Origin of the sequence: Achromobacter sp. LC458 (assembly GCF_001005835.2) — a bacterium.
GTDB classification, from domain to species: domain Bacteria; phylum Pseudomonadota; class Gammaproteobacteria; order Burkholderiales; family Burkholderiaceae_B; genus Achromobacter; species Achromobacter spanius_B.
This window is the reverse complement of the sequence record NZ_LBHW02000001.1, coordinates 369527-384351: the sequence shown is the minus strand read 5'-3', so window position 1 is coordinate 384351 and position 14825 is coordinate 369527. Positions and strand designations below refer to the sequence as shown.

General features: G+C 64.4%; 15 protein-coding genes. 6 read left to right on the top strand and 9 right to left on the bottom strand.

Annotated elements, in window-relative coordinates:
* Positions 1-42 precede the first annotated feature (42 nt).
* The 6 genes from radC to YH64_RS01690 all read left to right on the top strand — a co-directional run bounded on the left by radC (position 43) and on the right by YH64_RS01690 (position 6312).
* Positions 43-720: a DNA repair protein RadC gene (radC, locus tag YH64_RS01715; protein ID WP_104143170.1), complete on the top strand. Its 678-nt coding sequence runs from the start codon at positions 43-45 to the stop codon at positions 718-720.
* A gap of 196 nt (positions 721-916) precedes the next feature.
* Positions 917-1543, top strand: a complete 627-nt coding sequence (kynB, locus tag YH64_RS01710; RefSeq protein ID WP_006218257.1) for an arylformamidase — start codon at positions 917-919, stop codon at positions 1541-1543.
* 183 nt (positions 1544-1726) lie between these two features.
* A complete protein-coding gene (gene kynA, locus YH64_RS01705; RefSeq protein ID WP_046802764.1) occupies positions 1727-2575 on the top strand; it encodes a tryptophan 2,3-dioxygenase in 849 nt (282 codons plus the stop codon).
* A 212-nt stretch (positions 2576-2787) separates the two neighbouring features.
* Complete coding sequence (locus YH64_RS01700; protein WP_006218255.1) at positions 2788-3054, top strand: type B 50S ribosomal protein L31; 267 nt, start codon at positions 2788-2790, stop codon at positions 3052-3054.
* Between the two features lie 124 nt (positions 3055-3178).
* Positions 3179-4909, top strand: coding sequence for a glycosyltransferase family 39 protein (locus tag YH64_RS01695; RefSeq protein ID WP_046802763.1), 1731 nt, complete (start codon positions 3179-3181; stop codon positions 4907-4909).
* The gene (locus YH64_RS01690) at positions 4906-6312 is read left to right on the top strand and encodes an MATE family efflux transporter (protein ID WP_046802762.1); all 1407 of its coding nucleotides are present in this window, start codon (positions 4906-4908) and stop codon (positions 6310-6312) included. The genes YH64_RS01695 and YH64_RS01690 overlap by 4 nt, the downstream gene beginning before the upstream one ends.
* A gap of 146 nt (positions 6313-6458) precedes the next feature.
* On the opposite strand, the gene paaK is transcribed toward YH64_RS01690, so the two are convergent.
* The 9 genes from paaK to paaA all read right to left on the bottom strand — a co-directional run bounded on the left by paaK (position 6459) and on the right by paaA (position 14667).
* Positions 6459-7778, bottom strand: coding sequence for a phenylacetate--CoA ligase PaaK (gene paaK / locus YH64_RS01685; protein ID WP_046802761.1), 1320 nt, complete (start codon positions 7776-7778; stop codon positions 6459-6461).
* Positions 7779-7879: 101 nt separating this feature from the next.
* Positions 7880-8350: a hydroxyphenylacetyl-CoA thioesterase PaaI gene (gene paaI / locus YH64_RS01680; RefSeq protein WP_046802881.1), complete on the bottom strand. Its 471-nt coding sequence runs from the start codon at positions 8348-8350 to the stop codon at positions 7880-7882.
* Positions 8350-9138 carry a 2-(1,2-epoxy-1,2-dihydrophenyl)acetyl-CoA isomerase PaaG gene (paaG, locus tag YH64_RS01675; RefSeq protein ID WP_046802760.1) on the bottom strand — a complete coding sequence of 263 codons (789 nt, stop codon included), beginning with the start codon at positions 9136-9138 and terminating at the stop codon, positions 8350-8352. Before paaG ends, paaI begins: the two co-directional genes overlap by 1 nt.
* Before the next feature lie 14 nt (positions 9139-9152).
* Positions 9153-10817 carry a phenylacetic acid degradation protein PaaN gene (gene paaN, locus YH64_RS01670; protein ID WP_046802759.1) on the bottom strand — a complete coding sequence of 555 codons (1665 nt, stop codon included), beginning with the start codon at positions 10815-10817 and terminating at the stop codon, positions 9153-9155.
* Between the two features lie 47 nt (positions 10818-10864).
* Positions 10865-11950, bottom strand: coding sequence for a 1,2-phenylacetyl-CoA epoxidase subunit PaaE (paaE, locus tag YH64_RS01665; RefSeq protein ID WP_046802758.1), 1086 nt, complete (start codon positions 11948-11950; stop codon positions 10865-10867).
* A 13-nt stretch (positions 11951-11963) separates the two neighbouring features.
* Positions 11964-12470: a 1,2-phenylacetyl-CoA epoxidase subunit PaaD gene (gene paaD / locus YH64_RS01660; protein ID WP_046802757.1), complete on the bottom strand. Its 507-nt coding sequence runs from the start codon at positions 12468-12470 to the stop codon at positions 11964-11966.
* Positions 12467-13231 (bottom strand): 1,2-phenylacetyl-CoA epoxidase subunit PaaC, encoded by a 765-nt coding sequence (paaC, locus tag YH64_RS01655; RefSeq protein ID WP_046802756.1) that lies wholly within the window; start codon positions 13229-13231, stop codon positions 12467-12469. The genes paaD and paaC overlap by 4 nt, the downstream gene beginning before the upstream one ends.
* A 14-nt stretch (positions 13232-13245) precedes the next feature.
* Positions 13246-13530, bottom strand: a complete 285-nt coding sequence (gene paaB, locus YH64_RS01650) for a 1,2-phenylacetyl-CoA epoxidase subunit PaaB (RefSeq protein ID WP_006218245.1) — start codon at positions 13528-13530, stop codon at positions 13246-13248.
* Between the two features lie 147 nt (positions 13531-13677).
* On the bottom strand, positions 13678-14667 hold the full coding sequence (gene paaA, locus YH64_RS01645; RefSeq protein ID WP_046802755.1) for a 1,2-phenylacetyl-CoA epoxidase subunit PaaA: 990 nt from the start codon (positions 14665-14667) through the stop codon (positions 13678-13680).
* Positions 14668-14825: the final 158 nt, after the last annotated feature.

The following is a 14825-nucleotide window of genomic DNA, read 5'->3' as shown; positions in this document are numbered from 1 at the left end:
CACCGTATGGATATTGGATAAACCCTGATTTTAGAGCCTTATATGAAATTGTCTGTCCGGCTGGCAAAACACGAGCGTCCCCGAGAGCGGCTGCTACGCCATGGCGCAGCAGCGCTCCAGGACGCAGAGCTGCTGGCGCTGGGGCTGCGCACGGGGATTCCGGGCACCAATGTGGTGGATCTGTCCAACCGGCTGCTTGAGCGTTTTTCCGGCCTGCGCGGCCTTTTGGGGGCCACACCCGAGGAACTCATGGCCGTTCCGGGGCTGGGCGCCGCCAAATCCTGCACCCTGGCCGCCCTGCTGGAGCTGGCGCGCCGCGCCGTCGAAGAAGACCTGACCCGGCCCCATTCTGTGCGCCATCCCGCCCAGGTAAAGCAATATTGCCTGACGGCGCTGGGCCATCGGCGGGTGGAACACTGCATTGCCCTCTACCTGGACAACCAGCTACGGGTGATCGCCACGGGCGAACTGGCGCGCGGAACACTGTCGCAGGCATCGGTTTACCCCCGCGAGGTCGTGCGCGAGGCCCTGCGCCACCACGCGGCGGCCCTGATCGTGGCGCATAACCACCCTTCTGGCATGGCCGAGCCCAGCGCGGCGGATCGGGGCTTCACGCAACAGCTGAAACAGGCGCTGGCCCTCGTGGACGTTAAACTGGTCGACCACCTGATCGTGGCCGGCGCGTCGGTCATATCCATGGCGGAACTGGGCGGGCTGTAGCGGGCGGCAGGGTGCTTGTCGGCACGCCCCAAGCCGCCGGATTTCGTTAGACTGCCGAGCGGAATTGCTTTAGGCTTTAACCTATTCGCGCTGGAACATTTGCTGGAACATTTGCTGGAACATTTGCTGGACCATTCGCTAGAACACCCGCTGGACCATTCGCCGGAACATTCCGGCCGACACGAAAACGCTTCTGATGAAACGCTTGTGGGACATTTCCCCGCCCGTCTCCACGGCGTCACCGGTTTTCCCCGGCGACACGCCGTACCGCCAGCAATGGAAGTGGTCGCTGACGCCCGGCTGTCCGGTCAACGTCAGTGAAATCACGCTGTCGCCGCACATCGGCGCCCATGCCGACGCCCCCCTGCACTATCAGAACGGCGCTGCCGCCATCGGCGCGGTCTCGCTGGAACCATTTCTGGGTCCTTGCCGCGTCATTCACGCCATTGATTGCGGCCCGTTGATCACCACGGACCACCTGGCGCACGCAGCGCTGAACCTGCCGCCGCGCGTGCTCGTGCGCACTGCCAAGCATGCGGCGCAAGATTGGTGGACGGACGATTTTTCGGCCTACGCCCCCCAAACCATCGAATGGCTGGCCGAACGCGGCGTCATGCTGATCGGGTTGGATACCGCCAGCATCGACCCCGCGTCCAGCAAGACCCTGGACAGCCACCATACGATCTTGCGGCACGACATGCGGGTACTGGAAAACCTGGTTCTCGATGATGTGCCCGAAGGCGATTACGAATTGATCGCCCTGCCGTTGGCGCTGGTCCAGGCCGATGCCAGCCCGGTACGCGCCGTATTGCGCGAACTGTAGGCTGGTCCGCTGGCTTTCGGGCGGCCACCTTATACGGGCCGCCCGCCTTGAAAGACGCACGACCATGAACCTTTCCCCAGATCACGCCGTCGCGCTTGCGCGCGCCCGTTCCTGCGCGCCGGGCTGGCGCGCATTGCCCGCCGCGGCCCGCCGCGCTGCCCCGCCCTGCCACGGAGGCCAAGCATGAGCTGCCCGCACCGCCCCGAAGACATCGTCCACCAGGAAAAAGCGCAGCTCGATTTCACGCGCGACATGACCTACGGCGACTACCTGCATCTGGATCAGGTGCTGGGCGCGCAGCATCCGCTGTCGCCCGAGCACAACGAGATGCTCTTTATCATCCAGCACCAAACCAGCGAACTCTGGATGAAGCTGATGCTGCATGAGTTGCGCGCAGCCATCGCCAGCGTGGCGGCCGACCGGCTGCAACCGGCCTTCAAGATGCTGGCGCGAGTCAGCAAGATCATGGAGCAGCTGGTTCATGCCTGGGATGTGCTGGCCACGATGACGCCGCCCGAATATTCGGCGCTGCGGCCGTACCTTGCGCGTTCCAGCGGATTCCAGAGCTACCAGTACCGCCAGATCGAATTCCTGCTGGGCAACAAGAATGCGGCCATGCTGAAACCGCATGCGCACCGCGAAGACCTGCTGGCCCAGGTGCGCAGCGCGTACGACGCGCCCTCGCTGTATGACGAGTCCCTGCGGCTCTTGGCGCGCCATGGCATCGCCGTGCCGGCGGACCGCCTGGAACGTGACTGGACCCAGCCCTATGAATCGTCGGAAGGCGTGGAAGCCGCATGGTTGACGGTGTACCGCGACACCGATCGCTATTGGGACCTGTATCAGCTGGGCGAAAAACTGACCGATCTGGAAGACGCGTTCCGACTGTGGCGATTCCGCCACGTCACAACGGTTGAGCGCGTCATCGGCTTCAAGCGCGGCACCGGCGGCACGTCGGGCGTGGATTACCTGCGGCGGATGCTGGATGTCGTCCTGTTCCCCGAGATCTGGAAACTGCGCACGGAACTGTAAGGGCCCGTCCCCTTTTGCGCCCGGTGGCGGGCTGCCGATTCTGGCCTGCCCGCCCTGGTCTACCGGGAAAAACCCGTGCTAGAATTTGGGGTTACTTTTTGGATACGTGGCTGGAATCCTTGCGTGGGCGTTCTACTGTGAACGGCATAACGCGTCCTGGCTGGCGACCCTACAACTTGAAAGACCCCTTGGCGGGTCCTAGGATAAGCACCATGAAAGAAGGCATTCACCCCGAATACCGCGAAGTCGTCTTCGCCGACCTGCAAACGGGTAACAAGTTCATCACCCGTTCGACCGTGCACACGCGCGAAACCGTCGAAATCGACGGCAAGACGTACCCGCTCTTCAAGTGCGACGTGACCTCCGAATCGCACCCGTTCTATACGGGCGCCCAAACGCGTATCGTCGAAACCGGCCGTGTGGAAAAGTTCCGCGCCCGCTTCGCCCGTACCGCCGGCACGGTCAAGTCCGCTTCCTGATCCTGTTGCTCCTGCGGGAGTCACAGCAAAAAGGCAGCCTCCGGGCTGCTTTTTTTTCCTCCCTTGCCTGCTTTTTGCAAGCCAGGGGCTGGCGCAACCTGATCCCTCGGTTACATTAACGCCCGTGTCCCCACTTTCTTTTTCCACTCCTGCCCGGCTCACGTCCGTGGCAACCGCGAAGCTTCCCAGGTTGATCCTGCTGGGCCTGGCGCTGGCCTATATCGTGGCCGGCCTGTTCATGCGCGACCCGTGGAAAACGGACGATGCGGTTGGCTTGGCGACGATGATCACCGCCATCCGGGAAGGCGGCATCACGTGGCTGCTGCCCCAGGTCGGGCTGCTGGCCCATGCCGAAGAAGGCCCGCTGATTACCTGGGTGGGCGCCATCTGCATCTGGCTGTTCGGCCCGTTTATCGGCGATATCACCGCCGGCCGCCTGCCGAATCTGCTGTGGTTCGGCATCACGGCCTCCAGTGTCTGGTACGGCACCTACCTGCTGGGCCGCCGTAGCGAAGCACAACCCCTGGCGCTGCCCTTTGGCGGCGAACCCGAACCGCGCGACTACGGACGCATGCTGGCCGACGCCGCGCTGCTGCTGCTGCTGGCCACTGTGGGCATCCTTCAGCGCACGCACGAAACCACTGTCGTACCCGCCATCATGGCCTGCCAGGCGCTGGCCTTTTATTCGTTGGCGCGCAGCGTCGACCGGCCGGTTACCGGCACCACCACGCTGGGCATCGCGCTGGCCGCAAGCTTTCTTACGCGCGGTTGGGTGGGCGCGATTCCCATCATGATCGGCGCACTGCTGGCGTTCTATCCGCGCAGCCAATTGTGGAAGTGCAAGCGCTGGCTGCCGTGGGCGGTGCTGGTGACGGTAGCGCTGATCCTGGCGTGGTGGATCCCGGCCAGCGAAAGCAGCCAGTATTGGATCCGCAACTGGAAGACCTGGAACCTGACGTCATTCGCCTTGCCGACCTGGCATGACATGGGCCGCACGCTGCGCGACTTGCCCTGGTACTTGTGGCCGACATGGCCGCTGGCCTTGCTGGCGGTCTGGCGCTGGCGCGAATGGATCTACGCCCCGCACATCTGGCTGCCGTTGATGCTGCTGGTCTGCGCGGCACTGGTGCTGTTCGTACTGGAAGAGGCGTCCGACTCGGAATACGTGATGCTGGCCGTACCCTGCGCCGTGCTGGGCGCGTTCTCGTTACCCACGCTGCGCCGTGGCGTGGTCAATACGCTGGACTGGTTTGCCGTCATGTGTTTTTCGCTGACGGCCGCCACCGCGTGGCTCGGCTGGGTGGCCCTGCACTTCAATTGGCCGGCGCAGATTTCCCGCAACATTGCCCGCCAGACCACCGGCTACGAGCCCGTCATTTCGTGGGGCGCCTTCACGCTGGCGGTGATCTTTACCGTGGCCTGGATTGCGCTGGTGGTGTGGCGCCTGCGCGTACGCCCGCAAGCGCTGTGGCGCGGCACGGTGCTGTCCGCCGGCGGCCTGACCGTAACGTGGATTCTGCTTGTGCTGCTGTGGCAACCCGCCGTGGACTACGCGCGCAGCTATCGCACGGTATCGGGCCAACTGGCGCAGGCACTGGCGCAACATGCGCGACCCGGCGAATGCGTACGTGGCCTGAGCCTGGGCAGCGGCCAGCGCGCATCGTTCCTGATCTTCGACAATCTGACCTTCACGTTCGACGCGAAGTGCACGCTGATCCTGCAACAGACTAACAACCAGAGCCTGCGCGACAACACTGCCGCTTATAGCGACGGGGCCGACGTGTTGTGGCAGGGCGGCCGCCGCGCCGATCGCCAGGAAGTGTTCCGACTGCTGCGAGTCGGCCCGAACCGATGAATTCCGTCAACGCGGCGCCGATATCCTTCGGCGCCACTGTGCGCGGCATCGCCAAACAAGCGTGGCCGGTGCTGATCAGCCAGTGGGCCGGCATTTCGTTCGGCGTGCTGGACACCGCCATGACAGGCCACTCCAGCGCCAGCGACCTGGCCGCGATGGCCTTGTCCGCCTCTATCTACATCACCGTTTTCGTTGGCCTGATGGGCGTGGTACATGCGCTCATCCCCATCCTTGCGCAGCATTTCGGCGCCGGCAACAACGACGAAGTCGGCCGCAGCTGGGGCCAAGGCGTCTGGCTGGCGCTGGGCTTGTCCGTGGTGGGCGCGGTGCTGATGCTATTCCCGGACGTGTGGTTGTCGATGTCGGGCGACGTGGCGCCGGGCGTGCGCGAACGGATCGGGTCCTACTTGCAGGCCTTGGTGCTGGCCCTGCCGGCCGCGCTGGTGTTTCGCACCATCTACGCGCTGGGCACCTCGGTGTCACGGCCAAAGCTGGTCATGGCAATCAACCTGTCCACCATTGCATTCAAGGCGTTTTTCAACTGGCTGTTCATCTACGGCAACCTGGGCCTGCCCGCCATGGGCGCCACCGGCGCGGGGCTGGCAACCGCCGTGGTGTCGTGGATGAGCCTGGGCCTGGGCCTCTGGGTCATCACGCACGATCGCTTCTATCGCCGCTTCAATCTGCGCGTGGGCAAGCCCGACTGGAAGACGTTGAAGGAACTGCTGCGCCTGGGCATCCCCATGGGCGGCTCGTACCTGGTCGAGGTGTCGGCCTTTACTTTCATGGCCCTGCTGGTGGCGCGCGAAGGCACGTACGTCACCGGCGGACACCAGATCATGTCGAACCTGGCGGCCCTGTGCTACATGATGCCCATGGCGCTGGGCGTGGCCACCGCGGCGCTGACCGCGCAGGCCATCGGCGCGGGCAATCTTGCGCACGCGCATCGCACCGGCATGGCCGGGCTGGCGCTGGGCCTGATCGGCGCATTGTTGACCGCCGCCGTGCTGTTGGTGGGCCGGCCCCTGATCCTTGCCGCATACACGGACGACATCGGCGTGGCTGCCGTGGCAACGACGCTGCTGGCGGTGTTGCCGCTGTTTCACCTGTTCGATTCCATGCAATGCATCAACTCTTACCTGCTGCGCGCCTACAAGGTTGCGGTGGTGCCGCTGCTGTTGCAGGTGGTGGCGCTGGCGGGCGTGGGGCTGGTCGGCGGCTGGTGGTTCGGCTTTGGCCCCGGCCGGGGTGGCCTGGACGGCGTCCGCAACGCGTTGCTGCCCGGCTCACCCGAAGGCGCGGGCAGCATGTGGTTGATGGCAATGGTGGGCTTGGCGCTGTCCGCCATCCTGCTGCACATCTGGTACCGCCGCATCGTTCGCACGTTGGCCGTGGGGCGGTAGCCAACACGGCCCTGCCCTGGCGCCCTCCCGTGGCGCCCTCCCCTGGCGCCTTTCCGCGGGGTTACGGAAATAAAAAAGCAGCCAGACGGCTGCTTTTTTTGTGATTGACGGCTGAAACCGGAAACAACCGGGTCAGACAGCCTCGATCAAACCACCTTCGGTCGCTTGTCGATCACGCGGCGCGCCTTGCCGGTCAGCGTGCGTTCCACATGGCCGGCGTCCGACACCTGGATGCGCGCGCTGACGCCGATGTGCGTCTTCACGGCATGCTGCAACTGCTTGCCCAGGTTATTGCGTTCGGCGTCCGACAGCCCCGAGAACTCGGCGCGCACTTCGGTCAGGATTTCAAGCTCGTCCATATTGCCGGTACGCGACAGGACCAGCTGATAATGCGGCGCCAGCTGGGCGATCTTCAGCACCAGTTCTTCCACTTGCGTCGGGAACATGTTCACGCCCCGCACGATCAACATGTCGTCGCTGCGGCCGGTGATCTTGCCGATGCGGCGCATGCTGCGCGCCGTGGGCGGCAACAGGCGGGTCAGGTCGCGAGTGCGGTAGCGGATGATCGGCATCGCCTCTTTGGTCAGCGACGTGAACACCAATTCGCCGGCCTCGCCATCGGCCACCGGTTCGCCGGTGTCCGGATTGATGATCTCGGCGTAGAAGTGGTCTTCCCAGACGACCGGGCCGTCTTTGGTTTCCACGCACTCGCTGGCCACGCCCGGGCCCATCACTTCCGACAAGCCGTAGATATCCACCGCATCGATACCGGCTTCGGCCTCGATATCGGCACGCATCTGGCCCGTCCACGGCTCGGCGCCGAAGATGCCGATACGCAGCGAGCTTTGACGCGGATCAATGCCCTGGCGGCGCTGTTCTTCGAGAATATTGCAGAAATAGGAGGGCGTGACCATGATGATGTCCGGACGGAAATCGTTGATCAACTGCACCTGCTTTTCGGTTTGCCCGCCCGACATCGGGATGACCGTGCAACCCAGGCGCTCGGCGCCGTAATGCGCGCCCAGCCCGCCAGTGAACAGGCCATAGCCATAGGCGATGTGCACCGTGTCGCCCGGCTTGCCGCCGGCCGCGCGGATCGAGCGCGCCACCAGGTTCGCCCAGTTGTCCAGGTCGCCCTTGGTGTAGCCCACCACCGTCGGTTTGCCCGTGGTGCCGCTGGACGCGTGAACGCGCGAAATACGCTCGCGCGGCACGGCAAACATGCCGAACGGATAGTTGTCGCGCAGTTCCTTCTTGGTCGTGAAAGGAAACTTCGAAATATCGGACAGCTGCTTCAGGTCGTCGGGATGCACGCCCGCTTCGTCGAACGCTTTCTTGTAATGCGCAACATTGTCGTACGCATGCTTGAGCGACCACTTGAGGCGCTCGAGCTGCAGCGCGCGCAGCTCGTCCTGGCTGGCATGCTCGATGGGGTCCAGCCCCGGCTTGCTCATGGTGTTGGACATGGTTATCTCTCTCCTGAATTTCTCTTTACGCCGGTCCGCTCGGCGCGCGGGTTCTATCTTTGTTGGATGACGAATGTTCTAGTGGCGTTGGACCGTCATCCTCAGCCTTCGGCGGGAACCCCCACGATCTGGCCCTTGATGCGATAGGACCGCCCGCGAAACAGGGCGACATTGCGGCCGTCCTGGTTGGTAACGGTAACGTCGTACACGCCCGTGCGGCCGGCCAGCGAGCGCTCTTGCGCCACGGCGGTCAGCAAGTCGCCTTCGAAACCCGGCGCCAGGTAATCAATGGTGCAGCCCGACGCCACGGTGCTGACATTGCGGGAATTGCACGAGAACGCGAACGCGCTGTCGGCCAGCGCAAAGATAAAGCCGCCGTGGCAGGTCTTGTGGCCGTTCAGCATGTCGCCGCGCACGCGCATCGTCAGCCGCGCATAGCCGGGCGCCATTTCCTCGACCTTCATGTCCAGGCCTTGCGAGGCCGCGTCGCCCGCGTACATCACGGTGCCAACGGCCTGCGCCAATTCCTGCGGATCGCTGGGCGCTTCAATGGGGGGAACGTGCACGGTCATCATTGCCCCTTGAATTGCGGTTCGCGCTTGCCCAGGAACGCGGCCACGCCTTCGGCGTAGTCGGCGCTACGGCCCAGTTCGCGCATCATGTCGCGTTCCAGATCCAGCTGCGTCGACAGATCATTGCCCAGGCTGGCCTGCATGGCCCGCTTGGTGTATGCCAGACCCTTGGTGGGTGCCGTGGAAAAGTGCTGCGCCAACCGTTCCAGCGTGGCGTCGAATTCCTCGTCCGCCACGCACTGCCAGATCAGGCCCCATTCCTCGGCTTGCTTGGCGCTGAGCTTGTCGCCCAGCATCGCCAGGCCCATGGCGCGCGCGCGGCCCACCAGTCGCGGCAGCGCGAACGTGCCGCCGGTGTCGGGGATCAAGCCCAGGCGGCAGAACGACTGAATGAAATTGGCCGACGCCTTGGCGATAACGATGTCGCCCGCGAACGCCAGGTTGGCGCCCGCCCCCGCCGCCACGCCGTTCACGCCGACCACAACCGGCATCGGCAAGGCGTTCAAGCGGCGCACCAGCGGCGCGTAGAACTTGTCGACGGTTTCGCCCAGGTCCGGCGGCGTACCGTCTTCGGCGGGCTTGCGCTCGCTTAAGTCTTGCCCCGCACAAAAGCCCCGCCCTGCGCCGGTCAGCACCAACACGCGCGCGCCCTCGGTTTCCACGCGCGTCAACGCGTCGGCCACTTCGGCGTGCATGTTCGCGGTGAAGCTGTTCAGCTTGTCCGGGCGGTTCAGCGTCAGTCGGGCGATGCCGCCCGACAAATCAAATTGAATATCCTGATAGCTCATAAGCGTCGCCCTGCTTAGACGTGACGGCGGGTTTGCACCACGCGGAAGCGGTTCGACACGAAGGCGGTGTCGGACAGTGCGGCGTTGGCGGCCGGGTTGGCGCCGGTGCCGTGGAAGTCGCTGAAGGCCGCGGTCTGGTTGACGAACACCGCGCCCGTCAGGTTCAGCGACAGCGACACGCCGGACACTTCGGCCGCGTCCTGCACCTGGTCGGCCACTTGGGGGTCGGTGGTGTAGGCCGACAGCGACAGCGCACCGTGCTGAATGACGCTGTCACGCGCCAGCTCGACGCTGTGGGCGGTGGAATCCGTAGCCACCACGAAGGCGATCGGGCCAAACCATTCCTGGCTGATGGCGGCGTTGCCGGCTTCCGTACGCAGCAGCAGCGGCGTGCGCACGCGGGCATTTTCAAACTGCGGGTGCGTCAGCGCCTTGCTGTCCGCCACCACCGGCAGGCCCAGCGCGCGGGCCTTTTCGATGCGTTCGACGATGCCGTCGTTCTGGATGGCGCCCGTCAATTCCACGGCGCGGGCGGCGTCGGCGCCCAGCTTCTCCAGCGCCACGCCCAGGGCAGCCGCGACGTCGTCAAAACTGACGCGGCCTTCCGGCGTGTTGATGCCGTCGCGCGGCACGTAGATGTTTTGCGGCGCCGTGCACATCTGGCCCGAGTACAACGCCAGCGAGAACGCCAGGTTGCGCGCCACGCCCTTCAGGTCGTCGGTGGAATCGATGATGACCTGGTTGACGCCGGCCTTCTCGGTGTAGACCAGCGCCTGGCGCGCGTTGTCTTCCAGCCAGTTGCCGTTGGCGGTGCTGCCGGTAAAGTCCACTATCTTGACGGCCGGGTCCAGCGCCAGCTTCTGCGCCGTGTCGTCGCCAGCTTCGTGCGCGGCCAACAACACCACATCGGGATCAAAGCCGGCTTCTTGCAGCACTTCGCGCGCGACCTTCACGGTGATGGCCAGCGGCAGGATCGCGCCCGGGTGCGGCTTGACGATAACGGTGTTGCCCGTGGCCAGGCTGGCGAACATGCCGGGGTAGCCGTTCCATGTTGGGAACGTCGAGCAACCGATCACCAGCGCCACGCCACGCGGCACCACGGTGAACTGCTTTTCCATGCGGATGGGGTCATTTTTGCCTTGCGGCTTTTCCCACATCGCCACGCCCGGAATGCGCGACATTTCCTGCCAGGCGTAGGTCACGGCTTCAAAGCCGCGGTCTTGCGCGTGCGGGCCGCCGGCCTGAAAGGCCATCATGAAGCCCTGGCCGGTGGTGTGCTGCACGGCGTAGGCAATTTCAAAACTCAGCTTGTTCAAGCGCGCCAGGATTTCCAGCGACACGCCCACCCAGGCTTGCGGACCGGCACGGCGCCAATCTTCCAGCGCGCGCTTGGACGCGCCGATCAGCTTGTCGACCGGCACATGCGGGTACGTAATGCCTAGGTCGAAACCGTAGGGCGATTTCTCGCCGCCCACCGTGCCGTCGGCGTCGTGCAGGTTCAGGGGAAACGGTTTGCCCTTGAGCGCTTCGAAGGCGGCGCGGCCGTCGTCGTTGGCCGTTTCGCCATAGTTGCGCGGGCTGGGCGATTCGGCAAACGGGCTCCAGTAGCCGCGCAGCGCGGCAGCCGCCAGGGATTGTTCCAGCACGGGCTGGTGACGCTCGAAGAATTTTTGGGACACGCTTGTCTCTCCAATGAATTAGGGGTGTCTGACCGGCACGGGCCGCGTCAGGTTTCCTGGTCGAAGTCGATGACCAGGCGGTCGCTGACCGGAAAGCTCTGGCAGCTCAGTACGAAACCGCGCGCCACTTCGTAGTCTTCCAGGGCGAAGTTGGCATCCATGTCCACTTCGCCTTCGATGACCTTGCAGCGGCAGGTGGAACACACGCCGCCCTTGCACGAATAGGGCAGCTCGATTCCCTGCGCCAGCGCCGAGTCCAGCACGCTGTCTTTATTCTTATCAATCACGAACATGCGGCTGTGGCCGTCTTGCACCACGGTCACTTCGCACTGGCCCTTGCCTGGCGCCTGCGGGGCGTCGTGGCCGGTACGCAGTGCGCGCGGCCCCTTGGGCGCGCCGAACAGTTCAAATTTGATGTTCGCCTTGGGAATGCCGCGCGCTTGCAGCCGCTCGACCACGCTTTCTGTCATGGTTTGCGGACCACAGACAAAAGCGTAATCGATGTCTTCGGGGCTCATCCAGGCCGACATCAGCTGGTCGACCTTATCGCCGTCCAGGCGGCCGTTGAACAGTTCGATGTCTTGCGTCTCGCGGCTCATGACGTAGACCAGCGAGAAGCGCTCCATGTACAGGTTTTTCAGGTCTTCGATTTCTTCGCGGAACAGCACGGCCGACGACGCACGGTTGCCAAAGAACAGCGTGAACTTGCTGCGCGGCTCGATCGACAGCGCGGTTTTCACCAGCGAGAACACCGGCGTGATGCCGCTGCCCACCGCGAAGGCCACGTAATGGCGCTGGTTCTCGGGCGAGAAGTCCACCGTGAAGTTGCCGGCGGGCGCCATCACTTCCAGCGTCTGGCCGGGTTGCAGTTCATGGTTGGCCCAGCTCGAGAACGCGCCTTCGTCGACCTTCTTGATGGCCACGCGCAGCAGCTTGTCGTGCGGCGCGGAACAGATCGAGTACGAGCGGCGCAGCTCTTCGCCGTTCAGTTGCGTGCGCAGGGTCAGGTACTGCCCCGGCAGGAAGGCAAACTCGTCGGTCAGCGTGTCGGGCAGGTCAAAGGTCACCACCACGGCATCACGCGTGTTGCGCGCCACCGAGGCCACCTTCAAGGAATGAAATTGGTTGCTCATCTTGAAACCGCTCTCAGTGAGTCTTGAAATAATCGAAGGGTTCGCGGCAAGACACGCAGCGATACAGCGCCTTGCACGACGTGGACCCGAAGTTGCTGACCATCCGCGTATCGCGCGAGCCGCAGCGCGGGCACGCGATGGCGGGCGCGACAGCGCGGCGGCTGATGCCCGAAATGTCGATGGCGCGCTCGGCGGGCGCGGCGATGCCGTAACCCTTGAGCGCTTCGCGGCCCTTTTCGCTCATCCAGTCGGTCGTCCAGGCGGGCGCCAGACGGGTGTCGACACGGACGTCGGCCACGCCATGGCGGGCCAGCGTCTGTTGGATGTCCTGTGTGATTTCTCGCATGGCCGGGCAGCCGGAATACGTGGGGGTGATGACGACGACACAGGTGTCGCCTTCCCAGTTCACCTCACGCACCACGCCCAGGTCCACCACGGACAGCACGGGGATCTCCGGGTCGGGGACCTCGTGCAGCCAGGCATAGACCTGGTCGGCGGAAACGGGCGCCAGCGCGTTCACCAGGTGGCTCCCGGGTAGGCGCGCGGCAGGTACTGCATTTCGGCCAGCACGTAGCCCAGCTCTTCGGTGTGCTTGCCCTGGCGACCGCCCCGGTAGGCCAGATGGTTGGCCGCGGTTTCATCGGGAACGGTCAGCGTGGCTTCTTCCAGCACTTCGCGCACGTGCGCCAGCCACGGTTCGCGCAGCGCGGCCAGTTCACAGCCGATGCCGCGCGCGGCCACGTCCTGGTCCACGGCGTCGTCGGCGAACAGTTCGCCGGTAAAGCGCCAGGCGTCGTCGATGGCGGCCTGCATCTTGGCGTGGCTTTCGTCGGTGCCGTCGCCCAGGCGCACGACCAGGTCCGACGAGCGGCGCACGTGGTAAGTGACTTCCTTGATGGACTTGGCGGCGATGGCGGCCACGCGTTCGTCGGAGGATTGTTCCAGGCGTTGCAGCAGGAAGTAGTGCCAGACGTCGAACAGGAACTGGCGCGCCATGGTGTCGGCATAGTTGCCATTGGCGCGTTCGACCAGCAGCACGTTATGGAATTGGTGGGCGTCGCGGTGATAGGCCAGCGCGTCTTCATCGCGGCCCGCGCCTTCGACGTCACCCGCCAGCGTCAGCCACATGCGCGCCTGCCCCAGCAGGTCCAGCGCGGTATTGGTCAGCGCCAGGTCCTCTTCCAGGATGGGGCCGTGCCCGGTCCACGCGCCCAGCCGCTGCGACAGGATGAGCGACGAATCGCCCAGGCGCAGCAGGTATTCAAACAAAGTCTTGTCCATGTCCGCCTGCCGCCTTACATGTGCTTGATTTCTTCGGGCATCGGGAAAAACGTGGGATGCCGGTAGACCTTGCTGTTGGCCGGCTCGAACAAGGGTTCCTTGTCGCCGGGGCTGCTGGCCGAGATGTCCGAGGCGCGCACGACCCAGATGCTCAGACCTTCGTTGCGGCGCGTGTAGACGTCACGCGCGTGATTGATCGCCATTTCGGCGTCCGGGGCATGCAGGCTGCCGACGTGCTTGTGGGCCAGGCCGTGCTGGCTGCGGATGAACACTTCCCACAAAGGCCAGTCTTTGCTCATGATGGATATCCTTGAAATGCCGGGCGCGCGCGGCGCGCACCGGTATGCAGTGAAGGTTGCGGTATGGGTTGCAGCAAGGGTTGCGGCGCGGGATGCGGACGCGGGTTGCAGGCGCGGGTTGCAGGCGGGCAGGCGTTGCAGACCGCCTCAAGCGGCCTTGCGTTGCGCCTTCTTGTCCGCGTAAGCGACCAATGCGTCGCGCACCCAGGCGCCGTCTTCGTGCGCCTTGACGCGCGCGGCCAGGCGTTCGCGGTTGCACGGCCCATTGCCTTTGAGCACGGCGTAGAACTCGCTCCAGTCGATCTCGCCGAAGTCGTAGTGGCCGCGTTCCGCGTTCCACTTCAGGTCGGGGTCCGGCACGGTCAGGCCCAGGTATTCGGCCTGCGGCACGGTCTGGTCCACCATCTTCTGGCGCAGCTCGTCGTTGGAGAAAAGCTTGATCTTCCAGGCCATCGATTGCGCGCTGTTGGGCGAATCGGCGTCCGACGGGCCGAACATCATCAGCGCCGGCCACCACCAGCGGTTCAGCGAATCCTGCACCATCGCCTTTTGCTCGGGTGTGCCATGCAGGCACATCTGCATCAACAGGTCATAGCCCTGGCGCTGGTGGAAGGACTCTTCCTTACAGACGCGCACCATGGCGCGCGCGTAGGGGCCGTAGGAACAGCGGCACAGCGGAATCTGGTTGATGATGGCCGAGCCATCGACCAGCCAACCGATCATGCCGATGTCCGCCCAGCTAAGGGTCGGGTAATTGAAGATGCTGGAGTACTTGGCGCGGCCCGCGTGCAGGTCGTCGATCAGGTCATCGCGCGATACGCCCAGCGTCTCGGCGGCGCTGTACAGATACAGCCCGTGGCCGGCCTCGTCCTGCACCTTGGCCAGCAGGATCGCCTTGCGCTTGAGCGACGGGGCCCGCGTGATCCAGCTGCCTTCGGGCAGCATGCCGACGATTTCCGAGTGCGCGTGTTGCGAGATCTGGCGCACCAGCGTCTTGCGGTAGGCATCGGGCATCCAGTCCTTGGCCTCGATGCGCACGCCATCGTCTATGCGGCGCTGGAACGTCTGTTCGGGGCCTTCAAGCTGGTCGGCGGTTTTGACCTGCTTGACGCCGGTTTCGACGAGTTGAGCGTACATGTTTGTCTCCTTGAGACGGTTTGCGAAATCGCAAGGCAAACGTTCCGCAGCGCCGTCATGTCATAGGCGGATTATTTAATACAAAAAAACCATTGTCAAACGCAAAGCTGTATCACATTGGATTTATGTATCATATTGCGGATCCTGATATCGGCCGC